This is a genomic window from Streptomyces sp. ME02-8801-2C (assembly GCF_033793965.1).
GTDB lineage: Bacteria > Actinomycetota > Actinomycetes > Streptomycetales > Streptomycetaceae > Streptomyces.
The window spans coordinates 65,119-90,312 of the sequence record NZ_JARAXP010000023.1 but is presented as its reverse complement, the minus strand read 5'-3'; the positions used below and the strand labels follow the sequence as shown (position 1 = coordinate 90,312).

The window sequence follows — 25,194 nt, the reverse complement described above, 5'->3', positions numbered from 1 at the left end:
CCCAGCAGCGACGCGAGAGGAAGCCACTCATGCCCGAGCTCATCGGAATCGAGCAGTGCGAACAGCTCAGCGCAAAGCAGGTACAGGCTCTCTACCGGGACTACGTGAGCCGCAGCCACGTGTCCCTCACCACCACGTTCGGCTTCGGCAAGCAGCTGATCGAGAAGGCCGAGGGGGTCTGGCTGCACACCCGGGACGGCGGGAAGATCCTCGACTTCACCGGCGCCGTCGGGGTCCTGAACCACGGGCACAACCACCCGCGCATCCTCGAGGCCCGCAGGCGCTTCGCGGAACGCACCCGGATGGAGGTCCACAAGGCGTTCCTGTCGCCCTATGTGGCCGCGCTCAGCCACAACGTCGGCCGGCTCCTCCCCGGCGACCTCGACATCTCGTACTTCCCCAACTCGGGCGCCGAGGCGAACGAGGGCGCCATCAAGCTGGCGTACAAGTACCACGAGGGCAAGCGGCAGACGATCCTGCGGTCGGACATCAGCTTCCACGGCAAGCTGATCGCCACGGGCAGCCTCACCGGCTCCCTGGAGAACAGCTTCCGCTTCCCCGGCATCCCCAACGTGACGTATCCGTACGGCGACATCGACGCCATCCGTGAACTGGTGGCCGCCCACCGCACCGCCGACGGGTCCTGCGACGTCTACGCGATCATGGTGGAACCTTTCAGCGCCTCCACCATGAACAGCTGGACCGAGGCCGCGCTGCGGGAACTGCGGGAGCTGTGCACCCGGGAGGACATCGTCCTGATCTTCGACGAGGTCTACACCGGGTGGGGCAAGTCGGGCAGCCTCTTCTACTTCATGCGCTACGACGGGCTGATACCGGACATCCTCACCTACTCCAAGTCCTTCGGCGGCGGCAAGGCGTCCATCGCCGGGTACACCACGCGGGAGCCGGTGTTCCGCAAGGCCTACGACCGGCTGAGCGAGGTGATCCTGCACTCCACGACCTACTACGGCTTCGGCGAGGAGACGGCCACCGCGATCGAGGCCGTCAACATCATCGTGGAGGACGACTACCCGGGCCGGGCCCGCAAGATCGAGGAGATGCTCACCCACGGGCTGGCCGAGATCCAGCGCAAGCACCCCGAGACGGTGACCGCCACCGAAGGCGTCGGCGCCATCCACGGCGTCTTCCTCGGCGGCGGCACGAAACTGCTCGACCTGGCGGGCAAACTGGCGCCCTCGGGGCTGGCGGCCGACCCGAAGTTCCGTACGAAGCTGATCACCAGTGCGGTGATCGCCGAGCTCTACCGCGAGCACGGCATCCTCACCTACTTCAGCCCCAACGGGGACAACCCGCTGGTGGTGGCGCCCTCGCTGGTCGTCGAACCTGCCGAGGTGAACTACTTCCTGGAGAGCCTGGACGCGACCCTCGCCAAGGGGCTGCCGGGCCTGCTCACCAAGTTCGCCCGCGACCGGGTCCTGGCCCGATGGTGAGCCGCGTCGTCGTCACGGGCAGCAGCGGCATGCTGGGCCGCAACCTCGTCGCCCGCTTCGCCGCCGACGGCTGGTCCGTCACCGGCCTCGACATCGCACCCAGCGGTCAACAGCCTTCCGGCGTACGGGAGATCACCGGAGACATCCGCGACCCGCAGGCGGTGGGACGCGCCCTCGAGGGTGCCGATCTGCTGGTGCACTGCGCGGCGGCCCTGCCGAGCTACCCCGCCGAGGAGATCCGCTCGATCGTCGTCGGCGGCACCCGCACCCTCCTCACCGCCGCCCGCAGGCTGGACGTACCCCGCGTCGTCCACATCTCCTCGACCGCCGTCTACGGCCTCCCGGAGATCGTCCCCACCCCCGAGACCCACCCCTACGCGCCCGTCGACCACTACAGCCGGGCCAAGGCCGAGGCCGAGGCGCTCGCGCTGGGGTTCAGGGACGAGGGCATGGTGCTGCCGGTGCTGCGCCCCAAGACCTTTGTGGGGCCGGGTCGCATGGGTTTGTTCTCGATGCTCTTCGAATGGGCCGAGGAGGGCCGCAACTTCCCCGTGCTCGGCCGGGGTGACGTACGCATCCAGATGCTCGCCATCGACGACCTGGTGGACGCCGTCCTCCTGGCCGCCACCGCGCCCGCCTCCACCGCGAACGGCACCTTCAACGTCGCCGCCGCCGAGTTCGGCACCCTGCGCGAGGACTTCCAGGCCGTCCTGGACGAGGCCGGACACGGCAAACGCATCGTCTCCGTCCCGGCCGGGCCCGCGCTCGCCACGCTCCAACTGCTCCAGAAGGCCCATCTGTCCCCGGTCTACGGACGGCTCCTGCAGAAGCTGCGCGCCGATTCGTACGTCAGCACCGACCACATCCGGGACACGCTCGGCTTCGTCCCCCGCAGCTCCAACCGGGACGCCATCCTCGCCACGTACCGCTGGTGGCGCGAGCAGCCTCGCGGGGCGCGGGCCGCCCGGGCCGGCCGGACCAGCCGCGATCCCTGGCGCCAGGGCGCCCTCGGACTGGCCAAGGTGCTCTTCTGACCCGTACGGCGGATCCGTACGGCTGATCCGCTGATCGGTACGGCTGATCGGTACGGCTGACCCGTACGTCGCCGTTCCCCCCACCCAACTCCCCTCGCTCTCCCTCGACTTCTGGCACGAGGAGATCACCCATGTCCACCGTCACCACGCCCGGTACGCGTCCGTCCCCGGACGCGACCGCGCTCGCCGCTCCCCCGACTTCGCCGACTCCCCCACAACGCGCCCGTCGGCGCGGTCCGTTCGCCGAGCTGCTGACCCTGTCGCGCCCCTACCAGTGGGCCAAGAACCCGCTGGCCGTGGCGCTCGCCCTGATCACGATGCCGGTCTGGGGGACCGACACCGTGCTGGGCATCGCCTGGTCGACCGGGCTGTTCGTGCTCGCCTCCGTCGCCGTGTACGTCCTCAACGACGTCCTCGACCGGCACCGGGACGGCCTGCACCCCGTCAAACGGCACCGCCCGCTGGCCTCCGGCCGGCTGCGGGTCCCGACCGCCCTCGCGTTCCTGGCCGTCGTGTGCGCGCTCTTCGCGGGCGGGGTCGTCCTCGCCTCTCCGGCCCGCTGCTGGCCCGTACTCGTCTACCTCGGGCTGAACCTCGCCTACAGCCTGCGGCTCAAGCACATCCCGCTCATCGACGCCTTCTGTGTGGCTCTCGGGTTCGTGCTGCGCACGCTCCAGGGGTACACGGCCGTCGACGTGCCCGCCTCCGGCTGGCTGCTGCTCACCGTGTTCGCGGTCTGCCTGCTGCTCGTCTTCGGCAAACGGCGGCACGAACTGGCCCAGGGCAACGCCTCCCACCGGCCCGCGCTGCGCGGCTACACCGTCCCCTACCTGGACCATCTGACCGTGATCAGCGCCACCCTGGCCACCGTCGGCTATCTCCTCTGCGTCCGCTCGGACATGGCCCTCCAGGACGGCACGGCGACCCTGGTCCTGCTCACCGCGCCCTGCGCGTTCTTCGCCGTCTTCCGCTATCTGCAACTGCTGCTCGTCGGACACGGCGGCGCCGACCCGGTGCGCACCCTCTCCGGCGACCGGCTGCTGGTCGGCAGCGGTCTGCTGTGGGCCGCGCTGACGGCCGTATGCCTCGCGGCACTTCACTGACTTCGCCGGCACCGACCTCGCCGACCCCACCGCCCCCGCCGAAGGAACGATTTGCCATGGACTCGCTCCCCCTGGTCTCCGTCATCGTCCCCAACTACAACTACGGCCGCACGATCGGCCTGTGCCTCGACTCGGTACGCCGGCAGACGTACCCGCACCTCGAAGTGATCGTCGTGGACGACTGCTCCACCGACGACTCCGCGCACATCGCCCGCGAGGCCGGCGTCACCGTGCTCAGCACCGGTACCAACAGCGGGGTCGCCGCCACCCGCAACGTCGGCGTCCGGCATGCCGGCGGCGAGGTGCTCCTCTTCCTCGACTCCGATGTGGCGCTCGCCCCGGACGCCGTGGAAAAGGCCGTGACCCGGCTGCTCGCGGAGCCCAACGCCGGTGCCGTGTGCGGTATTTACGAGCCCGTACCGCTGATCCGGGACAGCATGGTCGAGGAGTGCCGCTCGCTCCAGGCCTACTACTGGCGGGAGACGGCGGAGGGCACCGTCACCTTCCTCTTCCCGTCCATCTGCGCCATGTGGCGCCGGGTGTACGACGACGTCGGGCCCTTCGACGCCCGGCTGCGGCAGACCGAGGAGGTGGACTACGGGCTGCGCCTCTCCGCCCGCTACGACCTCATCCTCACCTCCGCCGTCAGAGGCACCCACGACGACGACCACGAACTCCTGCCGCTGGCCCGCAAGATCTTCACCCGGGCACGGCTGCGCGTGCCGCTGTACGCCCGCAGGCGGAAGTTCGCCAAGGGCTTCGAGACCGCGTCCCGCGCGTGGGGAAGCCTCGCCGCGCTCATGGCCCTGCCCGCTCTGCTGCTGCCGCTGCTCGTGGGGCCGGTCGGCTGGCTGCTGCCCGCCGCGCTGCTGGCCCTCTCCCTCGGCTGCGACCTCGGCATGTACCGCTATGTGCGCGCCGCGCGCGGCACCGGCTTCCTGCTGTTCTTCGTCGCCGTCCAGTTCGTCTTCAACCTGGCGGTCGCCTCCGGGGTGGTGACGGGAGTCCTCCACTGGCTGCTCTCCGGCCGCTTCCGCGCCCTGTACGACCGCGAGGACGCCCCCGTCGCCGTCCTGCCCGCCCACTGAGGACGGGGAGAACCATGGCCACGGACAGCACGCACACCACACACACCACAAACAGCACGCACAGCACGCACAGCACGCACAGCACGCACGGTACGGATATCGCCGACAGCCCGGATGACCTGACCCGGGAGCCCTCCTCCGACTCCGCCGCCGGCTCCGACGCCATACCCCCGGATGATGCCGCCGCCCCCGCGACCCCGCCCCGCTGGTGCCTCTACACCCGGCTGCTGGTCGCGGCCGGCGCCGGATGGCTGGTCCTGCTCCTCCTCCAGTACGCGCTCAGTGGCCGTTGGTGGGCCATGATGGCGCTCAACCTCGAACCGCCCCTCGCCTTCCTCGCCGTACCCCTGCTCCTGCTGGCCGGTGTCCCCGCCGCCAGGCTGGCGCGGCGCAAGGTGCCCCGGCGGCCCGCGCTGGCCGTCACCGGTCTCGCCCTGGCCGGGCTGGTCCTCGGCTACCCGTGGGCGGGCCTGAACCCGGCAGCCCTGTGGAACGGCGACGCCGAGGCACCTCCCGGCGCGCTGCGCGTCGTCTCCTTCAACACCCTGGCCTGGGGAAAGAGCACCACCCCGGACCGCTTCTACCAGGCGCTCAAGGCACGGAACGCCGACGTCTACCTGCTCCAGGAGTACGTCTGGAGCGACCAGGACGACGCCAACGAGCGGCGGATCGACGACATGGCCCGGATCAGAAAGCAGTTCCCCCAGTACCACGTGGCCGTACAGGGCGAACTCGTCACGCTCTCCCGGTACCCGATCGTCGCCCGCCCGCTGGTCGGCCCGTACCGGGCGACCGCCCGCACCGCCTCGCCCGACTGGTACGACGTCTACCGGACCGGGAAGGTGCTGCGGACCGACATCCGCGTCCGGGGGGAGGTCGTCTCCCTCTACAACGTGCACATCCCCGTCCAGGTGGACATGCGCGAGAGCTTTCTGACGCCCACCTTCTACCGGGTGATCCACGACCGGGAGGCGGCCCGCCGCGCCCAGTACCGGGGGCTGCTCGACGACATCGGCGCCAACCGCAACCCGCTCCTGGTCGCCGGGGACTTCAACACCACCGCCGCGATGGGCGATCTGCGGCCACTGCGCTCGGCACTGGACGACGCGGCCGACCACGGCGACTCGGTCCTGCCCCTCTCCTGGAACGAGCAGGGCAGGCTGCGGCTGTGGCGGCTCGACTGGACGTTCACGGCCGGCCTGAAGACCTACCGGTACGCGCTCACCGCGCTGCCGGAGATCTCCGACCACCGTCTCCAGGAGACCGTCGTCTCCGTGCGGGCGTCCCGATGAGCCGGAGCAGACGCCTCCTCAGAACGGCTCTGGCGGCGACGTTCCTCGCCGCGGCCACCGCCGGCATGGGCGCGGTGCTCTGGGGACACGGCGACGATGTCCTCGCGATGTTCTCCGGGCCCCGGGCCACCGCACTGCTCGGCTGCGCCCTGCTGCTCAAGGCCCTTGGCCAGCTTGCCGGTTGGGCCTCCTGGCGGGCCGGACTGACCGGGCTCGGCGCACCGCTGCCCGCCCGGCAGAGCGCGCGCATCTACTTCCTCGCCCTGCTGGGCAAGTACATCCCGGGGCCGGTGTGGGGCGTGCTGGCCTACGTCCGGCTCGGCGGTGCGGTCGGTGTGGGCGCGGGCCGGATGGTGACGGCCTATCTGCTCAACACGGTCGTGGTGCTGCTCACCGCCGCAGTCGTGGGCCTGCTGTGCGCCCCGGGGCTCGGCGCCGGAGGCCTGTGGCTGCTGGCGGCGGCCCCGCTCGCCCTCGCCGTGCTGTGGCGCCCGCGGATGCTGCTGCGTGTGGTGTCGGGGGCGGCCCGCTTGCTGCGACGCGAGCCGCCCTCGGCGGATTTCTCCGACCGGAGTGTGCGTGCGGCGATCGGGCTGGAGACGCTGTGCTGGGCGGTGTCGGGGCTGCACCTGTGGCTGATCGCCGTCCTCCTCGGCGCCTCGCCGGGACAGGCGCTGCCGGTCTGCCTGGGCGCGTTCGCCCTGGCCACGGTCGTCGGGGCGCTCACCCTGGTGGTGCCCGACGGCGCCGGCACCCGGGAGCTCGTCCTGCTCGCCGCGCTGTCGGCCGTACTGCCCTGGGCCCAGGCGGGCGCGGCGGCCCTGGCCAGCCGGGTGGTGTGCACGGCGGCCGAACTGCTCGGCGCGGGCGGGGTGTTGCTGCTGACCAGCCGGAAGAAGATCGACAGACTGCCCGAGATACCGGTGAAGGTACCGGTAACAGAAACCAGAGCATGAAACACAAGGGAGTGACATGAACGACCAGCGACGACGAACCCTTGTCGCCGACGGACCCGAGGTATCGGCCCTCGGGCTGGGCACCTGGGCACTCGGCGGCCCCTCCGCCGCCGGTGACCAACCCCTCGGCTGGGGCGCCCGGTTCGACCGCGCCGAGGCGGCGGACGTCTTCCGGGCCGCGTACGACAGCGGCATCACGCTCTACGACACGGCCGACGCCTACGGCACGGGCACCGCCGAGCGCCTCATCGGCGAGACCCTGTCGGGCAAGCCGGACACACGGGACCGGATCACCCTGGTCTCCAAGTGGGGCAACACCATCGACGAGGAGGCCCGCCAGCTCACCGGCCAGAACGCCACCCCCGGATACGTCCGCCAGGCCCTGGAGGCCTCCCTGGGCAGGCTCCGCACCGACTACCTCGACCTCTACCTGCTCCACCTGTCCGGCCTGCCCGTCGCCGAGGCCGACGAACTGCTGGGCACCCTCCAGGAACTGGTGGCGGAGGGCGCGATCCGCGCGTACGGCTGGTCCACGGACGACCCGGAACTCGCCGCCGCCTGGATCGGCCAACCCGGCTTCGGGGGCCTGGAGTTCGAGATCAACGTGGTGCACGACGCGCCCGCCCTCGTAGAACTCTGCGAGACCCACAACATCCCCGGCCTGGCCCGTGGCCCCCTGGGCACCGGCCTGCTGACCGGCGCGCACCCGCTGGGTTCCCTGATCACGGACGAGCAGGACTTCCGGCGCCGCTCCCCGGACTGGCTCAACTACTTCAAGGACGGCGCACCGGTGAAGGAACTCGCCGAGGCGCTGGAGGCCGTACGGCACATCCTGACCTCCGGCGGCCGCACGCTCGCCCAGGGCGCGCTGGCCTGGCTGTGGGCACGCTCACCCGCGCTGCTGCCGGTGCCGGGGGCGCGGACGGTCGCCCAGGTACGGGAGAACGCCGCCGCGATGGAGCACGGCCCGCTCACGGCGGACCAGCTGCGGGAGATCGACGGGCTGCTCGCGGCGAGGTGAGACGCCGAGCCGCCAAGACGGCGAGATGACATACGGCCGCGCCCCGCTGGTGGCATCCAGCGGGGCGCGGCCGTATGTCGTCATGTCGTGTCTGTCATCGGGCTCGCGGCCAGTCGATCTCCCGGCCCCGCAGCCACCGGGACACGGGCCGGCGCGACCGGGAGTCGTCCGGTACGACGGGCGCGTCCGGCAGTGCCGACATGGCGCCGGCCTTGGCGTGCCAGTCGGCGAACACGCCGAGGAACAGCGGGTGGGCCTGGGTCTGCGTCGATCGCCTCATAGTTGCCACGACTTGCTCCCATGTCTGTTGCGTACGGCTGCTTCTCGCTTGGTTGTCGCTCTCGTACACATTCGAAGTTAGAGGGAAATGGCCCGCTGCTACCGTCCAATGGCATGCGGGTATCACAGACCAATTCCCATACCAATCTGGCGGGAGATCTCCTGCTCCACCTCGGCGGAGCCGGCGACGGGCCGCTGCACGAGCGGGTGAAGCGAGGGCTGCGCGCGGCCATCAGGGAAGGGCGTATCGAGGTCGGCACCGCGCTGCCGCCCAGCCGCCAACTGGCCGCCGACCTGGGCTGTTCGCGGTGGGCGGTGACCGAGGCGTACGGGCAGCTCGTGGCCGAGGGCTATCTCGAGGCCCGGACGGGCTCCGCGACGAGGGTGTGCTGGTCGAACACCCCCGACGTCGGCGCACCCGACCGCGCCGCCCCGCAGGCTCCGGCAGCCCGCTTCGACCTCGCGCCCGGTCTGCCCGACCTGCGCGCGTTCCCGCGCCGCCGGTGGGCGGACGCCGTCCGCGCCCAGGTGACGGAGGCCGAGTTCACCGAGTTCGGGTATCCGCAGTCCGGCGGTCATCCCCGGCTGCGGCGGCTGCTCGCCGAGTACCTGGCCCGCTCCCGGGGTGTCGTCGCCGACGCGCGGGACGTGACGGTGTGCACGAGCGTGACCGACGGCGTACGACGCGTCTGCCACACCCTGCGGGCCCAGGGCATCACCGCGGTCGGCTGCGAGGAGCCCGGCTGGACCCGGCTGCGTGAGGTGATCCGCGCGGCGGGCCTCGACCCGGTGCCCGTCCCGACCGACGGGGATGGCGTGCGCACCGAGGACCTCACCGCTCACCCGGGCCTGAGGGCGGTGCTGACGACCCCGGCGCACCAGTTCCCGCTGGGGAGCGTGCTCGTACCCGAGCGGCGGGCGGCCCTGCTGCACTGGGCCCGCCGGGTGGACGGCGTCGTACTGGAGGACGACTACGACGCCGAGTTCCGCTACGACCGCCGTCCGGTGGCCGCCCTCCAGGGCATGGACCCGTCCAGGGTGATCCTGTTCAAGTCGCTCAGCAAGATCATCTCCCCGGCGCTGGGCATCGGCTGGATCGTGGCGCCGCCCCGCTGGACGGCCCGCCTCCATGAGGCCGACCAGGCGGCGACCCAGCCCCCGACGGTCGACCAGCTGGCCTTCGCGGCCCTGCTGGAGTCGGGCGCGTACGACCGCCACCTACGCGCCTGCCGCCAGCGCTACCGCAACCGCCGAGACGCCCTGGTCCGCACCCTCGCCACCCACCTCCCGGATGCCCCGATCTCCGGGGTCGCAGCGGGCCTCCACCTGATCCTCGGGCTGCCGGCGGACGTGGACACGGCAGCGGTCGTCAAGACGGCGGCCCGCCGCTCCCTACTCGTCGCCGACCTGGCGGCGTACCACGCGACGGAGGCGCGAGCTGAGCATGGGTTGGTGTTGGGGTACGGGAATCTTGCGGACAGCGCGGTGGGGGAGGCGGTTCGGCGGCTGCGGGGGGCGATTGAGGTGAGTGCGCGGGGGTGAACGGGGGTGGGAGGCGGGGTCAGTTCGCGCGTCCGTCCGCCGGTTGGGCGGTTCGCCGCCACGGCGAACACTGGCACCAGTAACCCTCGACCCCGCGCGCAGGGCAGTTCACGCCAGCCCCTCCCGCCACATCACCCGGGCGCTCGATCACCTCCGCGTAGCCGGTGTGTTCGGGGTGCTCGCGCAGGTGGTTGAACGCCCAGGTCTGCGGTTCGGTCGGGTCGGTGCTCGGCAGTGACCTCGCTCCACACCCGGTGTCGTCGTCCTCGATGGCGAGACACCGGAGGGCGTACGTGGTCGGCGGGGCGTCGTCTTCACGGTCGGGGCGCAACGTCCACCGGACGAGCCGGAACACGCGACCGACCTCGCTGCTCACAGCAACTCACCCCGACTTCGCGCATTCGCGCGAGCGGTCTCGGCCCGCAGACGCTGGTCGGGGCTCGCAGGGGCCACGTCCCGGGGATTCACGGCCCACTCCGTTCCGCCGGTGACGGGCCGGAGCGACCAGAAGCCACACCACTCACCGCGAAACTCGCCGACCCGATCGTGTATGTCCACGAAGAGAGTTCCGAGGGGAGGGAGGGTGGGGGGTCCCTGTCTCTCCGGCGCCTCGTGCGCAGAGCCGTTCTCGCCGGACATGGGTCACTCCTCTCCGTAGTCATTCCACTACCAAGCGAGTTCAGCGTGACTTATAGTCGAGAGGTCTTCAACCTGCGTTATTCGCTCGGAGAGTTGGGCTCTCACATGGTCAACCGGAAGGCACTGGACCCCGAATCATCGCCAGGAGCGGCGTTCGGGCAACGCTTACGCAGGCTGCGAGAGGAACGCGGCTGGACGCAGGACGAGCTGGGCGTACGCATGGGGTGCACCGGCACGCACATTTCCGCCGTGGAAACTGGTCGACGCCCTCCAACTGGTCGTTTCTCAGCAAGTGCTGACAGAGCGCTGGGCACCGGGGAGGAATTGCAGGGCCAGTGCAATGCGATACGGCACACGGCACTACTGGAAGGCTTCCCGGAGTACGTCCGTCAGGAGGCCCGAGCTGCCGAGATCAGGCTCTTCGAGCTGGGGATCGTCCCGGGGCTGCTCCAGACTCCGGAGTACGCGGCGGCCATCACCATGGGTGCCGTGCGGCGGGGCGCGATCACGGAACAACAGGCGGAGGAACGGCTGACGTTGCTCGCAAAGCGGCAGGCGTCCCTGGAGCGGACGCCTGCGCCGCTGGTTTACGCGGTGCTGGACGAGAGTTGCATCTGCCGTCCAGTTGGCGGGAACGGAGTGACGGCGGCTCAGCTGGAACGGCTCATCGCGTTCGCCGAGTTGCCCTCAACGGTCCTCCAAGTGGCCCCGTTCTCCCTCGGCGAGCGGAGATCGTTCGATCTGCCCGTGACGCTTCTGACGCTCCCGGACCGGTCTCCCATCGCATACTCCGAGTCCGCACAACAAGGGCGGTTGGAGCGCGATATGAGGTTCGTACAGCCTTTGTTGACGGCCTACCATCAGTTGCAGGCCGAATCCGCTTCGCAGGCGGCGTCAGTGGCCACGATCGAACGGCTACGAAAGGGCACACCGTGACGACGACCGAAACCCCGCGTTGGTTCACGTCCTCGTACAGCAGCAACGGCGGCCAGTGCATCCAGGTCGCCGCGAACCTCGTCACCTCACGCGGCATCGTCCCCGTCCGCGACTCCAAGAACCCGGCCGGCCCGGTTCTGAACGTCCCCGCCGACTCGTTCGCGTCCTTCGTGACGGGCGTCAAGGCAGGGCGGTTCGACACCGTCTGACGGCAACGACGATCAGAGCCCTGCCGTATCTCCTCCAGTTCGGAAGGTATGGCGGGGCTCTGGTCGTTCTGATGGGGCGCGGAGGCGGCGCCGACGAGCCGTGGCGCGGACTGTCCGGCAGCGTTCAGACGCTGCCGGACATCGGTGGATGAGACCCGGAACTGAGACCACGAGGTGACGGGCGGGAGGCCCGCGTCGTTGGACCGAGGGCTGCACCCCGATCAATTTCCTACTTGTTTGAAATCTCGATCCCATGAGTGAGATTCCGTACAACGTCGGTGAAGGGCCGGCCACCAGGGTCAGCCTCTCCCTCCCCGAGGGGACGGCGGAGGCGATCCGCCGACGGGTCGGCAAGCGTGAGTTTTCGGCGTTCATCACCGAAGCGGTCGAGTGCGAGCTGCGCGGTCAAATCCTGGACGAGTATCTGGCGGACTACGAACGCCGGCAGGGGCCGATCTCCGAGCACGAGCAGGAGCATGCCCGCCGGGTCTTCGACGAGGTGTTCGCCGAGGTGTTCGCCGAGGAGGGGCAGTGGCCCGCCGCAGACTGAGCCACAAAGGCACCCTCGTTCTCGACTGCGAGGGCCTGTCGAAGTTGGTCAGTGATCACGAGCCCGTACGCGCTCACCATCATCGAAGCGGTGAATCGCCGGACCGACAAGACGCGGCTCGCCTGGGTCCTGTCCGGCGGGCGGATCGTGCACATCGGCGACGAGGAGGCCAAGGCCGCCTCAGCCATGCTGATCAACGCCGGGCTGCATGGTCACAAGTACGCCATCGACGCCGCCGTGGCAGAGGCAGCGCTGTGCCAACGCCGCCCGGTCGTCATGCTCACCTCGGACATCGACGACATGACGAAGCTCTGCGGCGACAGGGTGCGTCTCGTCGCCGTGTAGTCGACGCCCGGGGCGTGGACGCCGGGGACGGAGGTCGGCTCCTACACACATGCCCGCGCCGCGCTGATGCACAAAGTCAGGCGAGCTGATAACCCTCGAAGTGCATCGGGCGTGCTCGTGCAGAGGACCGTTTGCGAGAGACCAGCTGCGCCTCCCCGTGCTCCGGAATTGCAAGATCGAGTGAGACGGTACAGATCGTTTACGACATGGTCGACTGCTCGTCGGATGCCGCCAGCCGATCGGGGCGGGACTGCGCCGGGTGCCGCGGTCGCTGCTTCTGGGTTTCGACCCCTCGGGTTTCCCCACGATGTCGCCAACCTCCTATCGACTATCGGGCTCTTGGTACCGTCCCGCCGATCCGCGGTGTGCCAGACGCTGAATGGGCCTTGGTGTAGCGCTAGGGCAATCTGCCCCCCACGTCCACGCAGGCACGGCACGGTCAGGCAGCAGCCTTCTGTGGCTCGCCGGGTTCGTAGCTGTACAGCCACGCGGTGGCCTTCTCGTAGATGAGCGGCACGCACACGCGCATCAGCAGCGCCTGCAACCGCCGTTTGACGGGGCCGGCCTTCTTCACGCCGCGGTTGTCCTCGGCGGCGCCGAGGAGTTTGACGATGCGTGGGCGGCGTTGGGTGTCGTACGCCGTCAACGCGGCCGGGATCGTGGGCTCTGCTCGCAGCACGGTGGCGAGTGTGAGGGCGTCCTCGATGGCCATCGAGGCGCCCTGTCCGGCGCCGACCGGGTGTGCGGCGTCGCCGATCAGGACGACGCGGTCGGCGTGCCAGGTCGGTACCGGGCCGACCGCATGGAAGATCACCGTTGGCTGCAGGTGTGTGGTGGCGGCGACGACCGCCGAGGGCACTGCCTCTTTCGCGTAGAGGTCCGCGGTGCGCCGCAGCCAGTGCTTGTCGCTGACGTCGTTCCGGTCCGGTTCGACCGGGTCGGCGATCTGCGCCGACCACCACACCTCGTCGTCGCCTGTGGCGAGGTGGATGAAGGCGCCGTTGCGGGCGAAGGTCATGTTGAACACGCCTGGCTCGACACCGTCCATCCGGGACACGCCAGAGACGGCGTAGAGCCCGGCGTATTCTGGGTGCGGCGCGTCCTGGTCGAGCAGTCCGCGTACGGTCGACCAGATGCCGTCCGCGGCCACCAGCAGATCGGCGGTGTCGCGCTTTCCGCTGGCGAACTCGGCGACCACGCCGTCCGGTGTCTCGGTCACGGCGGCGAGCCGTTCTCCGGTCACGATCTCCGCCCCGGCTGCGCTGGCGGCGTCGCGTAATACCGCCACGAGTCGGCCACGCATCAGCGTGACGCTGTGCAGGGTGTCGCTGCGACGCCGGCCCCGTGGCACGTCGCCCAGGAGGTGCCCGCCAGCGGACCACATTCGTTGTCTGGGGATATCGACGCCGGCCGCCTGGATTTGTGGCAGGCAGCCGAGCGCGTCCAGGCCACGCAACCCGTTGGTGGCCAGGCTGACGAACGAGCCGACCTGCCCGGCCGGGTCCTCGTGGGCCTCGTAGACGGTCACCTCGACATTGGTCTGGCACAACGCCCGCGCCGTGGCAGCCCCGGCGACACCGCCGCCGATCACTATCGCACGCATTCCAGCTCTCCGTTCAGTCAAGGGGGTCGGTGAGCGTCAGGACGCCCATTCGACGAATTGCAGCACGATGCCGTTGGGGTCGGTGACCTGGAACAGCCGTTCACCCCAGGGTTCTTCGCGCAACGGCACAGTGATGTTGGCGCCCCCGGCGCGCAGGCGCTCGTGTTCGGCGGCGATGCCGGTCACGGTGAAGGCCAGGATCAGTCCGGCCACTTGCTGGTCACGCTGGTCCTCGGGCAGGACCTCGATGCCGCGCCGCAGCAGCACGATGTCGGCTGCCGCGTTGGGTGTCGTGTCGGGTCGGGTCAGGGAGACGAAGCCGTCGGCGGCGTTTACTTGCTTGTAGCCGAAGTGGGTGATGAGAAAGTCCCGGGACGCGGCCACGTCCTCGACGGTGAGCGAGATGGTCGTGGCGGTGATGTTCATCGTTGTCCCCCGGCTGTTTCCGTGGCGGTGTAGGTGAGGATGGCGACCCCGCTGTCGAGGACCACGTTGTCGCGCAAGGCGAAGCGGCGTGGGCCGGCGTCGGTCCTGCCAGCGAACAGAGGGATGCCGGCCAGGGCGGCTACCGGGTTGACCTTGAGGATGAGTTCGTCGATCTCGTAGTAGAGCGCGCCGGCGAGTTCGGCACCGCCGGCGAGCCAGATGCCCCTGGTGGTCTCCGTGGTCTCGGCCTTGAGTTCCCTGACTGTCGCCACCGGGTCGGTCGCGACCACCTCCACACCCGGGTCGGGGTTGTGGTCGAGGGTGCGGGAGAAGACAAGGTGCCGCAGATGCGGGTAGGCGTTGGTGACGCCCGCGTCGAGACCGATCTGGTATGAGCGGCGGCCTTCGAGCACGGCGTCGAAGCGGGTGCCCGGGTCAGTGACGCCGAGCGCCTCCCGGGCGCCTGCCGGCAGGGTCTCCGGGTAGTGCTCGACGATGTGGGCCAGGTAGTCCTGGCCGACGGTGAACAGGCTGCCCGTGGGGTCGGCGCGGTCGGCTTCGGCGATGTACCCGTCGAGTGTGGTCGCGACGTAGTAGGTCAGTGTGCGCAAAGGATTCCTTCCGGGGGAGGATCAGCGGGCGCCATGGGCGCGCGGAATGCCACGGTGTGCCTTGGGCGCTGGCTGCGAGTAACGCATGGCGCGGACCTGCGCCTGACGCCACGCGCCGCGGCGGCGGCGAAGTGGGAACTCCTCGAGCGTCGGGTCGGACTGGGACTTGCCGAGGTCGGACTTTCGCATCCAACTTCCCTTCAGATTAACTTTGCGACAGTGGTAAGTTTGCCTGAAGGCACTCTGTGGTGTCAACATAAATTTACTACGAGAGTAAGATTCTTTCTGTGGAGACCAAGATGGATGCCCCACTGGGCTTGCGGGAGACCAAGAAGCAGGAGACTCGACAGCTGATCTCCGACCACGCCACCCGGCTGTTCATCGAGCAGGGCTTCGAGAACACGACCATCGCCGAGATCGCCGCGGCCGCCCGGGTCGCGAAGAAGACGGTGACCAACTACTTCGCGCGCAAGGAGGACCTGGCCCTCGACCACCAGGACGAGTTCGCCGCCACGCTGGCGCATGCCGTGGCCTCCCGCCGTTCCGGGGAGTCCGCGCTCGCGGCGCTGCGCCGCGCGTTCGAGGCCGCGATCACGGCACGGGACCCGGTCGCGGGGTTCTCCGGTCCGGCGTTCTCCCGCATGGTTACCGAGAGCCCGACCCTGTCGGCGTGCCTGCGTGGCCTGCATGACCAGCGCGAACACGTGCTCGCCGACGCGTTGGCCGAGGCTGTCGGTGTTCGAACGGACGACATGACCGTCCGGACGGCCGCCGGGCTGCTCGGCGCCGTGCACCGTGTCCTGTTCGGGCGCCTCCAGGACCTCACCCTGGCCGGGCACACCAACGACGAGATCGCCGAGATCGTCACCGGGGAGGCGGCCCGCGCGTTCGACCTTCTCGAACCAGCCCTCGGTGACTACGCGGTTGCCTGAGTGGTCGCTTCGGTCTCGTAGTAGTGCAGGTTTTCGTCGGAGCGGGTGCGGTGCAGGCCGGCCTTCTCCAGCACCCGCTGGGAGGCGAGGTTGTCGTGGGCGGTGTCGGCGCGCACGCGACGCACGCGCCCGGTGGTCAAGGCGTAGTGGAGCAGGGTGCGTTGATGGAACCGACCTTGACGGCCTGGCGGACCGAACGGCAGAAGACCTCGCTCAACCTCGGCGGCAAGGTCACTGACCTACGCGAAGTGATGAACGCGATTCTCTTCCTAAACCGAACCGGCGTCCCCTGGCGCTACCTGCCGCACGACTTCCCGCCGCACACCACCGTGTTCAGCTACTTCAGCGCCTGGACCGCCGACGGCACCATCGAGAAGCTCGGCGTCCGCCTGCACCGGATCGTCCGTGAGCAGGTAGGACGCGCCGCCGAGCCCACCGCCCTGCGTCCTCGACGCACTGAGCGTCAAGACCGCCCCCAGCGTGCCCAACGATACCCAGGGAACCGACGCCGGCAAGAAGATCGTGGGACGCAAACGCAGCATCGTCGTCGACACCCTCGGCCTGTTACTGCTGGTCATCGTGACTGCCGCCAGCGTCCCTGACAACCGCTGGCAAGCAACTCCTCTCCCGGATCGCTGCCGACCACCCCACGATCACCAAGGCATGGGGCGAAACCGGCTACAAGACCCAAGCCATCGAGCACACGGCGCCACCCCCGGCATAGATGTCGACGTCGTCCGCAGGAACCCGCAGGTCAAATGGTTCTCGGTTACCCCTGGGCGCTGAGTAGTAGAGCGAACTTTCGGTTGGATCATGATGCACCGCCGCCTCGCCCGGAACTACGAGACCAAACCCGCCCACTCGGAGAGCATGATCCGCCTCGCCATGATCTCCAACCTCGCAAAACGAGCAACCGGTGAAACACTCATAACTTGCCATAATCCATGAACTGTCGCGTCTTCAACCGGAACATCCTCTCAGAGGCCTCGTTGTCCGGTCCCGGGTGATGCTTGACAGTTCGGTCCCAGCTGATGGTTGACAGTGGCCGTGATCGGCTTTTCTGTGCACGTCGTTGCGCCGTGTGCTGGCGGACGGGATCAGCGTCCGTTTCCGTGCCCGGTGAGAGACGGACTGCCTCGCGCAACCTCGACGCGCTGACCGGCACCGGCCCGCGCGACCGTGCCCACACCTGGACCACGAGCAGCTACCCCCCTCCTCGCCGGACGCCCCCGAGTTGCCGGACCGCGAATCAGCCGGCCACCTGAGGCGCCGCCCCCGGCCGAACCACCGACCGCCTGCGCCGCCGGTCCCGTACCGGCCAGAACAACACGTACGCCGTCGAGACCGCCACGAAGCCCAGGCGGACCGAGCCGCGGGCCGCGTCGTCGGGGACGACGAAGACGCTGCCGTACAGGGTGATCAGGGCTATCCAGCTCCACCACGGCACCAGGCGGCGCTGGCCGATCACGTCCCACAGCAGGGTGCCCAGTAGGACCGAGGCCGTGTAGTAGGTGTAGACGCTGGGGTCCAGGGCGATGCGGACGTTGGCGCCGATCAGGACGACGGCCGGCCAGCGTCCGCGCCACACCGCCACGCAGCCCAGGGCCACTCCCGCGACGGCCTGGGCCGGTCGTACCCAGGGCGGGGTCACCGGGTCGCCCACCCCGAGGCGGCGCAGGGCGGACGCCGGCTGGTTGGGGATGACGAACTCGGCGGCTGCCAACGAGTGCGGGGCGCCTAGGAAGAAGGGAAGCCAGACGATCGCGATCAGGCCCACGCACCACAGGCCCGCGCGCAGCCACTGGCGTTTCGGTAGGGCGAGCAGGAGCGGGAGGAAGGCGACAGCTGTCGGTTTCGAGTCGACGGCGAGGGCGAGGAGGATGCCGGTCGCCGCCGCGTCGCCGCGGGTGAGGGAACGTACCGCCAGAGCCGTGAAGAAGAGGGCCAGGACGTCGTCGAGGTGGCCGAAGCGGACCGCGACCTCGATCCACATCGGGATGAAGGCGAGGCCCGCGATCAGTACGCGTTGGCGCAGCCGCTGGTGGTTGGTGCCGGTGCCCAGGAAGTACTGGGCGGCGCTGCGGCCTGCCACCACCAGGATCACCAGGCCGAGGAGAGACATCGCTGCGGCTGCCAGGAACTGGCTGACGTGCTCGGGGAAAGGATTCAGCAGGCCCGCCGCGAGGAAGCTGACGGGGCCCATCTGGAGTTCGGGGTGGTGGGCGTAGAGGTTCAGTCCGCCGTCGGGGCTGCCGGGGCGCTCGTAGATCAACTCCCCGCCGGTGCGCAGATAGTGCCAGGAGAAACCGCCGTGCGGCTCGACCAGGGCGAACCACAGAACCGTCCAGACGGTGAGCAGCACGAGGTGCGTCCGCTGGCCCATGCGCGGCACGTCTCTTCCTGGTCCCTTCCGCTCGTTCCTCCTCCCCCTTCTACAGAGGGTCGAACGGGGGTGCGGGTTCTCTGTGGAACCCGTGATTCAGCGCGATTCCCCGTTATTCGGCTCGATTCACCGTGATTCTTGATCATTACGGTGTGATTGGCCGTGATTGGTCGTGAATCGGATTTTCGGTACAACCCAAGACCCTGGTCCGCTGTCTAACGGGTAATCAGAACCCACGGCACCACTCCCGCGAAGGGGCTGCTCGGCATGCGTACACACAGAAGGATCGCCACCGCCACAACCACCGCTCTCGCCCTCACCTGCGCCCTCGGCGCGGCCGCGCTCACCGCCCCTACCGCCCAGGCGGCCACGCCGAGCGCGGGTACGCTCGTCGACGCGGCCAACGACCTCCGGTACGTGGGCAACCCCGGCCAGGTGAGCCGGCTGTCGGTCACGAGCGTGTACGAGGACCGCGACGGCGAGAACGACGTCTACTACATCCTCACCTTCCGCGACCGCGCCCCCATCACCATCGCCCCCAGCGCGGCGGAGGACTACGAGTGCGTGTATCCCTCGCCGGCGGACCGCACGGTCGCCCGCTGCGCCGTCCACATCCCGGTGGGAACCGACTTCACCGACATGTACTACATCGATCTGGGCGACGGAAACGACACCGTGACGATCCCCGCCGCCAACGACGTCTCCGTCACGATCTTCGGCGGCAAGGGCAACGACACTCTGAACGGCAACAGTGCGTCGACGCTCTACGGGCAGGACGGGAACGATCGCACGGTTGGTGGAGGCGGGCCCTACGACAACGGGGCGCGCGGTGGTGCCGGGAACGATGTCATGACCGGGTGCGCGTCTGCGTGCTGGGGTGAGGCCGGGAACGACAAGATCATCGGCGTGGACAACAGGGTTCCCGGGGATTACGACCTTCTCGACGGTGGGGACGGCAACGACGTGGTGTACGGGAAGGGGGGCAACGACCTTCTGCGTGGTGGCAGGGGGAACGACCGGCTGTACGGGGAGAAGGGCAACGACACGATCTACGGGAACAGTGGGAACGACACCCTTTATGGGGGCCCGGGGCGAGACCGCCTCTCGGGTGGGCCCGGAACGGACAGGGTTTACCAGAACTAGGCCGTTTCGTCGTTTCGTTCAGATCATCTGATCGTTGGTCCGGATGTGCCGTTGACTGCCGCGCAGTGGGCGCGGAGCGAGCCGTCACTTCCGGACCGAACGCCGAGGCCGGGGGGGTCGGTGACGTGACCACCGCGAGGTGATCGACGCGATCGCCTTCAAGTTCCTGCGCACACGCGGAATCCGTGCGGTCAGCCCCGTCCCCGCCGACCAGCAGACACACCGCCTTCCCACGCGGCAGCCGGAGCGGCAGGCCGCCCGCCTCGCAGGCCGCCCGCCTCGGGCGTGAGACCTCCAAGCACCGCAACACCGTCGAGCAGTGCATCAACTGCCTCAAGCAGTGGCGCGGTCCGTGGAGGAACAGGGCGGCTCTGACCGAGGCCGCGGTGGGTCACTCGATCAGTCCGTTACGCCAGGAGCCGAGCTGCTGTCGGAGACGGCTTGTACGCTGCACTCATTCGACGATCGGACGATCGGACGACCGCGCACACGGGCATGCGTGCCCGGGGCGGGCGTCCAGGGGCGGGAGCGCGGGGGCTTCGATGATTGACGCATATCCGATACGACGCCGCAGACCGGGCCTCTCGGCCGGTGCGTGGATCATCGCCGGGATCTTCCTCGCCGCGATCGGGGTCGTCGGCGCCTGGCTCCAGCACGACGCTCCCGGCCGGAGTGCGGAGCCGCGTACGGAGTTCACCGCGAACAACCCGCCCGCCGGTCTGCCCACCGCGCTCACCACCGGCCAGCGCCTCCACTGGTCCCGCTGCACCTCGCCGCCCACCGCGCGCACGGGCTACGACTGCGCCACCATGAAGACCCCCCTCGACTACCGGAAACCAGATGGCAGGACGATCGAAGTCGCCCTGATCCGCCGCAAGGCCACCGGCCCGAACGCCCGGCGCATCGGCTCACTCGTCTTCAACTTCGGTGGCCCCGGCGCATCCGGCGTGAGCGGATTACCTGAATACCTCAACCAGTACAAGCCGCTCCTCGACCGCTACGACCTGGTCTCCTTCGACCCGCGCGGCGTCGGCGCGACCATCCCCGTGCGCTGCGGCAAGACCGCGGACGACACCAGCTACGACGGGGCCGACGCCTGCGCCGAGCACTCCGGGGCGCTCCTCCCGTACATCGGCACGTCACACACCGCGCGTGACCTCGACCTGATGCGCTACCTCCTCGGCGACGAGCGACTGCACTACTTCGGCGTCTCGTACGGAACGGCGCTCGGCGCGGTCTACGCCCACCTGTACCCGTCGCACGTCGGACGGCTCGTCCTCGAAGCGTCCGTCGATCCCACCGAGGACCTCAACGAGGAGCAGGTGTCGCAGGTCAAGGCGGTCCAGGCGGCGTTCGACCGGTTCGCTGTGCACTGCGCGGCCCGTATCCGCCACTGCCCGACCGGCGACGGGCCCGAGGAAGCCGCGCGGCGCATGGCGCGCCTGGCCGACCGCCTGGAGAAAAAGCCCGCCCCGGCCGGCGGCGGACGGAGCCTCGATGCCGACGACCTCGCGCACATTGTCAGCGACCATCTCGACCTCGGCACAGATGGCTGGTCGCCGCTCGCCAAGGCCCTCACCGCGCTGATCGACCGCAACGACGGCGGTCCGCTGAGCAAGGGCGCGGACGACGGCGGCTCCGCCGACCGCGCGCCGACCCCGCGCGACAACAGCCGCGCCGCCCGAACCGCAATCACCTGCGCGGACTCCAGCCTGCGCCCCGGCTTCGAACGTCTCGCCAGGGACGAGGCCCGTGTCAAAGCCGCCTCACCTGTCTTCGGCGCGGCTTGGTCCACCGGCGTCTACCTTTGTTACGACTGGCCGTTCGACGGCGAGCGCGCCACGCCCCAGGTGAACGCCGACGGCGCGGCCCCCGTCCTGGTGGTCGGCGGCACCGGCGACCCGACTACCCCATATTCCGGCGCCCGCAACATGGCCCGCGCTCTGGGCGACGGTGTCGGCGTGCTCCTGACGGCCGAGGAGGAGGGGCACGGCACGTACCCGCAGAACCGCTGCGTCATGGAGGCGGTCGACACATATCTCCATACGGGCCGAACCCCGGCCGTGGGGACTGTGTGCCGGGGCAGCATGTCCTGAGGCCTGTATGGACGCCGGGCGGGCGGGTGGCCGGGGGGCCGGGTGGCCGGGTGGCCGTCAGCACACCGGTTTGCTCGCAGGGGCCCTGGGCGTGCACCGTCCTTTTAGTGCGGGCCGGAGGGGGTGGGTGCGCAGTTCCCCGCGCCCCTTCGATGACAGTGCCGGCCCGTGGGGGCCGGGCGCGCCGTTCCCCGCGCCCCTTTAGTGCCAGTGCCGGCCGGTTCGGGTTGCTCGCGCAGTTCCCCGCGCCCCTTCGATGACAGTGCCGGCCGGTGGGGGTTGCTCGCGCAGTTCCCCGCGCCCCTCAGGGCTGCGCCCTCAGGGGCGCCCGCCCCCTGGATCCTGCCCCCTTGGATCTGCGCCCCTGGATCCGCGCACCCTAGGATCCACACCCCTTGGGATCCGCGCACCCTAGGATCCACACCCCTTGGGATCCGCGCCGCGAGGCCGTCCCTCAGCCCAGATCCCCCAGCCCCCTCAACTCCGCAATGTCCTCGAACTCCCCCGGCCCAAGAAACATCAACTCCAACGCGTCCTCCGCCACACCGTCCCCACCCCGCCCGCCCTCCGGAGGAGCATGCAGTGCCTGTTCCGTCCAGATGCACTTCCCCGTCGGGGTGTACCGCGTCCCCCAGCGCTGTGACAGCGCGGTGATCAGCTGCAGGCCCCGGCCGCCCTCGTCCGTCTCCGTCGCTCGGCGGATGCGGGGCATCGTCAGGCTGCCGTCGAAGACCTCGCAGATCAGCTCCGCCCCGTGCAGGAGGCGGAGTTGGACGGGGCCCTTGGCGTGTCGTACGACGTTGCCGACCAGTTCGCTGGCCAGGAGTTCTGTTGTCGCCGTCAGGTCGTCCAGGCCCCACGCCGAGAGTTGTTCGCGGACGTGGCGGCGGGCCTGGCCTGCCGCTCTCGGGTCCTCGGGCAGGGGCCAGGAGGCGACCCGGTCTCCGGTGAGGGCGTGGAGGCGGGCGACCAGGAGGGCCGCGTCGTCCGCGCTCGGCTGCTCGGCGGGGAGGAGTCCTGAGGTGAGCGTGTCGCAGAGGGCCTCGAGGTCGCCTTCCGTGCCGGCTTCGTACGCGCCCCGAAGGAGACGGGCCAGTTGTCCCATGCCCTCGTCGATCTCCCGTTTCGACGACTCGACCAGGCCGTCCGTGTAGAGGACCAGCAGGCTGCCTTCCGGGACTCTCAACTCGACCGTCTCGAAGGGGGGTTCGGCCGCGCCGAGTGGTGGGTCCGCGGTCAGCGCCGGGAAGTACACGGTGCCGTCGGGGTGGACGACCGCCGGCGGGGGATGGCCGGCCCGGGTGATGGAACAGGTCTGGGTGATGGAGTCGTAGAGGGCGTACAGGCAGGTGGCGTACGACTCCTCGCCCATGTTGCCGACGATGTCGTTGAGGTGGCTCATGATCTCGTCGGGGGGCAGCTCGAGGTCGGCGAGCGTGTGGACGGCGGTACGCAGCCGGCCCATGGTCGCCGCCTGGGGCAGGCCATGGCCCATGACATCGCCGACGACGAGGGCGACCTGGCCGCCGGAGAGCGGGATGATGTCGTACCAGTCGCCGCCGACGCCCATGCCCTGGGCGGCGGGAAGGTAGCGGGCGGCGGCCGAGCAGGCGGGCAGGTCGGGCAACTCGCGTGGCAGCAGCCCGCGTTGGAGTTCGCGGGAGCGGCTGTACTCGGCGTCGTAGAGGCGGGCCCGGTCCAAAGCCTGGGCTACGAGGGCGCTGATCGTGGTGAGGAGGGTGCGCTCCTCCTCGGTGAGGCCGCGCGGGCGGTCGAAGCTGACCGAGCAGACGCCGAAGGTACGGCCGGACACGGTCAGCGGCAGGAACGCCCACGCCTGTTTGCCGCTGAGCTCGGGCAGGCCGGCCAGGTCGGGATAGTGGGCGGCGAACTCCTCGGGGGACGAGTAGAACGCGGGGGTTTCGGTGCTGATCACGTCGAAGCTCGGCCAGCCTTGCATCAGTTGGCTGTTGTCGATCCTGGCGAGGAACTCTTCCGTGTAGCCGATGGCTCCGACGGTGTAGAGGTGGTCGTCCTCGATGGTCTGGACGATCAGGCCGGCGGCGTTGAACGGCGGCATCACGCGCCGGCCGACCGCGTCGACGACGTCCCGGGAGGTCGTCGCCTTGGCGAGGGCGGCGGTCAACTCCGCTATGCGGGCGGCGCGTTCGGAAGCGGCGCGTTCGGTGGCCCGCCGTTCCTCCTCGTGCCGCCGCTTCTCGGTGACGTCCTGGAGGTAGAGGGTGCGGCCGTCGGGGCCCGGCACCAGCCGCAGGTGGTAGCGGCGTCCGGTGCCGGGCACGCGTATGTCGAAGCCGGCCGGTCTGTCCTCGGCGGCGGCCTTCCGGCAGCGTCTCTCAAGACCGGGCAGCTGCCGTACGGTCGGCAGGTCCCACAGGACGCGCCCGAACAGTTCCGCCTCGGAGAGATCGAGGGTGCGTTCGGCCTCGAGGTTGGCGAAGGTGATCCGCCAGTCGTCGTCGACCGCGAGGAATCCGTCGCTCATGTGCCGCAGGGCGCGGCCGAGCGCGTCCCGGGCGGTCCGTGACTCGTTGCTGTCCCAGCCCATGCCGATCATCCGGTGGGGCTCGCCGTTCTCGTGGTACGTCGCCCGGCCGCGCGCCTGGTGCCAGCCGTACGTGCCGTCCAGGCCCCGTACGCGGTACTCGGCCTCGAACACCGAGCGGCCGCGGATCGCCCGGTCGACGAGGGCGAGGGTGGGGCCCAGGTCGTCGGGGTGGACGCAGCGCATCCAGTTCTCGACGCGGGCGGTGTACTCCTCGGGGCGGGTGCCGTACAGCTCCATCGCGGCTTCGTCCCAGATCAGTTCACCGTTGGCTATGTGCCAGTCCCAGGAGCCGACCCGGACCTCCTTCAGCGCCTGGCGCAGCCGGTCGCCGCTCATCTCCGAGTGCACGGGACCGGCGGGCAGGGGCGCCTGTTCCATGCGCTCCTCGGTCCAGGCGACGACCTCCCGCAGGAACTCCCAGTGGGCGGACGTCGGTTCACCGTGGTCGCCGGTGATGACGGTGAGGGCGCCGATGCTGCGTTCGTCGCGGATGACGGGCACGGCGGCGAGTCCGCTGCCGGGGATGGGAGCGGTGGAGGGGCAGATGGGCACGGCGGGTTCGACGCTGTCGTCCGCCGCCCCGGGTATCCACACGCCCCGGCCTGCGTGGTTGCCCTCGTACAGGGCGCGGGCGGGGGCCAGCGGGCCCTCCTGGTCGATGATCTCCCAGGGGCCGGTGAGCGCGGTGGGTAATCCGGTGGCCGACACCAGGCGCAGGGCCGACATCGGGCCCCGGAGGTGAATCGTTCCCCCGAGCGCGCCCAGCTCGGCCACCGAGTGCTGGAGAGCCAGGCGGAAGACCTCGCTCTCAGCGACCCCGGGATCAACCGAGCCGAGCAGTGCCAGCCGTGCGTTCATACTTGAAGTTTTACCGTTCGAATGGCACTTCAAGCGACACTTTGCAGGAAACTCACGATCACCTCTGGCCACCTTCACCCGTCTGCGGGGGCGGGCGGCAGGCGGTCAACCTGCGCGTGTTCAGGGCG

At 69.8% G+C, this 25,194-nt stretch carries 24 protein-coding genes and 2 pseudogenes; 17 read left to right on the top strand and 9 right to left on the bottom strand.

What is annotated here, in order from left to right:
• The first annotated feature begins 29 nt into the window (after positions 1 to 29).
• From PV396_RS40470 to PV396_RS40440, 7 genes are all read left to right on the top strand, one after another.
• A complete protein-coding gene (locus PV396_RS40470) occupies positions 30 to 1,451 on the top strand; it encodes an aspartate aminotransferase family protein (RefSeq protein ID WP_319213325.1) in 1,422 nt (473 codons plus the stop codon).
• Positions 1,445 to 2,485 (top strand): NAD-dependent epimerase/dehydratase family protein, encoded by a 1,041-nt coding sequence (locus tag PV396_RS40465; RefSeq protein ID WP_319213324.1) that lies wholly within the window; start codon positions 1,445 to 1,447, stop codon positions 2,483 to 2,485. Before PV396_RS40470 ends, PV396_RS40465 begins: the two co-directional genes overlap by 7 nt.
• A gap of 131 nt (positions 2,486 to 2,616) precedes the next feature.
• Entirely contained in the window at positions 2,617 to 3,588 is a 972-nt protein-coding gene (locus PV396_RS40460) for a UbiA prenyltransferase family protein (protein WP_319213323.1), read from the top strand.
• Positions 3,589 to 3,644: 56 nt separating this feature from the next.
• Entirely contained in the window at positions 3,645 to 4,676 is a 1,032-nt protein-coding gene (locus tag PV396_RS40455; protein ID WP_319213322.1) for a glycosyltransferase family 2 protein, read from the top strand.
• 14 nt (positions 4,677 to 4,690) lie between these two features.
• Positions 4,691 to 5,968: an endonuclease/exonuclease/phosphatase family protein gene (locus PV396_RS40450; protein ID WP_319213321.1), complete on the top strand. Its 1,278-nt coding sequence runs from the start codon at positions 4,691 to 4,693 to the stop codon at positions 5,966 to 5,968.
• Complete coding sequence (locus tag PV396_RS40445) at positions 5,965 to 6,924, top strand: lysylphosphatidylglycerol synthase domain-containing protein (protein WP_319213320.1); 960 nt, start codon at positions 5,965 to 5,967, stop codon at positions 6,922 to 6,924. Before PV396_RS40450 ends, PV396_RS40445 begins: the two co-directional genes overlap by 4 nt.
• A 16-nt stretch (positions 6,925 to 6,940) precedes the next feature.
• The gene (locus PV396_RS40440; RefSeq protein WP_319213319.1) at positions 6,941 to 7,945 is read left to right on the top strand and encodes an aldo/keto reductase; all 1,005 of its coding nucleotides are present in this window, start codon (positions 6,941 to 6,943) and stop codon (positions 7,943 to 7,945) included.
• Positions 7,946 to 8,039: 94 nt separating this feature from the next.
• Here PV396_RS40440 and PV396_RS40435 read toward each other — a convergent pair whose 3' ends face one another.
• Entirely contained in the window at positions 8,040 to 8,234 is a 195-nt protein-coding gene (locus PV396_RS40435) for a hypothetical protein (protein ID WP_319213318.1), read from the bottom strand.
• A 104-nt stretch (positions 8,235 to 8,338) separates the two neighbouring features.
• Here PV396_RS40435 and PV396_RS40430 point away from each other — a divergent pair, with 104 nt between their 5' ends.
• Positions 8,339 to 9,766 carry a PLP-dependent aminotransferase family protein gene (locus PV396_RS40430; RefSeq protein WP_319213317.1) on the top strand — a complete coding sequence of 476 codons (1,428 nt, stop codon included), beginning with the start codon at positions 8,339 to 8,341 and terminating at the stop codon, positions 9,764 to 9,766.
• 19 nt (positions 9,767 to 9,785) lie between these two features.
• Here the strand turns inward: PV396_RS40430 and PV396_RS40425 are convergent, their stop codons facing one another.
• The gene (locus tag PV396_RS40425; RefSeq protein ID WP_319213316.1) at positions 9,786 to 10,142 is read right to left on the bottom strand and encodes a hypothetical protein; all 357 of its coding nucleotides are present in this window, start codon (positions 10,140 to 10,142) and stop codon (positions 9,786 to 9,788) included.
• Between the two features lie 368 nt (positions 10,143 to 10,510).
• Between PV396_RS40425 and PV396_RS40415 the strand changes: the two genes are divergently transcribed.
• From PV396_RS40415 to PV396_RS40400, 4 genes and pseudogenes are all read left to right on the top strand, one after another.
• Positions 10,511 to 11,341, top strand: coding sequence for a helix-turn-helix transcriptional regulator (locus PV396_RS40415; protein ID WP_319213340.1), 831 nt, complete (start codon positions 10,511 to 10,513; stop codon positions 11,339 to 11,341).
• Positions 11,338 to 11,550, top strand: coding sequence for a DUF397 domain-containing protein (locus PV396_RS40410; protein ID WP_319213314.1), 213 nt, complete (start codon positions 11,338 to 11,340; stop codon positions 11,548 to 11,550). Before PV396_RS40415 ends, PV396_RS40410 begins: the two co-directional genes overlap by 4 nt.
• Positions 11,551 to 11,803: 253 nt before the next feature.
• The gene (locus PV396_RS40405; protein ID WP_319213313.1) at positions 11,804 to 12,100 is read left to right on the top strand and encodes a hypothetical protein; all 297 of its coding nucleotides are present in this window, start codon (positions 11,804 to 11,806) and stop codon (positions 12,098 to 12,100) included.
• Positions 12,082 to 12,445 (top strand): annotated as a pseudogene (locus PV396_RS40400) (DNA-binding protein). Before PV396_RS40405 ends, PV396_RS40400 begins: the two are co-directional and overlap by 19 nt.
• A gap of 439 nt (positions 12,446 to 12,884) precedes the next feature.
• Here PV396_RS40400 and PV396_RS40395 read toward each other — a convergent pair.
• From PV396_RS40395 to PV396_RS40380, 4 genes are read right to left on the bottom strand one after another with little or no spacing between them, the layout of a single operon-like run.
• Positions 12,885 to 14,048 (bottom strand): FAD-dependent oxidoreductase, encoded by a 1,164-nt coding sequence (locus PV396_RS40395; protein WP_319213312.1) that lies wholly within the window; start codon positions 14,046 to 14,048, stop codon positions 12,885 to 12,887.
• A gap of 36 nt (positions 14,049 to 14,084) precedes the next feature.
• Complete coding sequence (locus tag PV396_RS40390) at positions 14,085 to 14,474, bottom strand: VOC family protein (RefSeq protein WP_319213311.1); 390 nt, start codon at positions 14,472 to 14,474, stop codon at positions 14,085 to 14,087.
• Complete coding sequence (locus PV396_RS40385; protein ID WP_319213310.1) at positions 14,471 to 15,085, bottom strand: dihydrofolate reductase; 615 nt, start codon at positions 15,083 to 15,085, stop codon at positions 14,471 to 14,473. The genes PV396_RS40390 and PV396_RS40385 overlap by 4 nt, the downstream gene beginning before the upstream one ends.
• A 21-nt stretch (positions 15,086 to 15,106) precedes the next feature.
• The gene (locus tag PV396_RS40380) at positions 15,107 to 15,274 is read right to left on the bottom strand and encodes a hypothetical protein (RefSeq protein ID WP_319213309.1); all 168 of its coding nucleotides are present in this window, start codon (positions 15,272 to 15,274) and stop codon (positions 15,107 to 15,109) included.
• Positions 15,275 to 15,384: 110 nt separating this feature from the next.
• On the opposite strand from PV396_RS40380, the gene PV396_RS40375 reads away from it, so the two are divergent.
• Positions 15,385 to 16,017: a TetR/AcrR family transcriptional regulator gene (locus PV396_RS40375; protein WP_319213339.1), complete on the top strand. Its 633-nt coding sequence runs from the start codon at positions 15,385 to 15,387 to the stop codon at positions 16,015 to 16,017.
• Here the strand turns inward: PV396_RS40375 and PV396_RS40370 are convergent.
• Positions 16,002 to 16,172 carry a GNAT family N-acetyltransferase gene (locus PV396_RS40370; RefSeq protein WP_416071566.1) on the bottom strand — a complete coding sequence of 57 codons (171 nt, stop codon included), beginning with the start codon at positions 16,170 to 16,172 and terminating at the stop codon, positions 16,002 to 16,004. The two genes, PV396_RS40375 and PV396_RS40370, sit on opposite strands and share 16 nt — an antisense overlap.
• 9 nt (positions 16,173 to 16,181) lie before the next feature.
• Between PV396_RS40370 and PV396_RS40365 the strand changes: the two are divergent.
• Positions 16,182 to 16,965: pseudogene (locus PV396_RS40365) on the top strand (IS5 family transposase).
• Between the two features lie 301 nt (positions 16,966 to 17,266).
• Here PV396_RS40365 and PV396_RS40360 read toward each other — a convergent pair.
• Positions 17,267 to 18,400, bottom strand: coding sequence for a hypothetical protein (locus PV396_RS40360; protein ID WP_319213307.1), 1,134 nt, complete (start codon positions 18,398 to 18,400; stop codon positions 17,267 to 17,269).
• A 267-nt stretch (positions 18,401 to 18,667) separates the two neighbouring features.
• Between PV396_RS40360 and PV396_RS40355 the strand changes: the two genes are divergently transcribed.
• The 3 genes from PV396_RS40355 (at position 18,668) to PV396_RS40345 (ending at position 21,639) form a co-directional block, all read left to right on the top strand.
• Positions 18,668 to 19,543, top strand: a complete 876-nt coding sequence (locus PV396_RS40355; RefSeq protein WP_319213306.1) for a calcium-binding protein — start codon at positions 18,668 to 18,670, stop codon at positions 19,541 to 19,543.
• Between the two features lie 139 nt (positions 19,544 to 19,682).
• Entirely contained in the window at positions 19,683 to 19,832 is a 150-nt protein-coding gene (locus PV396_RS40350; RefSeq protein WP_319213305.1) for a hypothetical protein, read from the top strand.
• 253 nt (positions 19,833 to 20,085) lie between these two features.
• On the top strand, positions 20,086 to 21,639 hold the full coding sequence (locus tag PV396_RS40345) for an alpha/beta hydrolase (RefSeq protein ID WP_319213304.1): 1,554 nt from the start codon (positions 20,086 to 20,088) through the stop codon (positions 21,637 to 21,639).
• Between the two features lie 454 nt (positions 21,640 to 22,093).
• Here the strand turns inward: PV396_RS40345 and PV396_RS40340 are convergent, their stop codons facing one another.
• Entirely contained in the window at positions 22,094 to 25,066 is a 2,973-nt protein-coding gene (locus tag PV396_RS40340) for a SpoIIE family protein phosphatase (RefSeq protein ID WP_319213303.1), read from the bottom strand.
• Positions 25,067 to 25,194 lie beyond the last annotated feature (128 nt).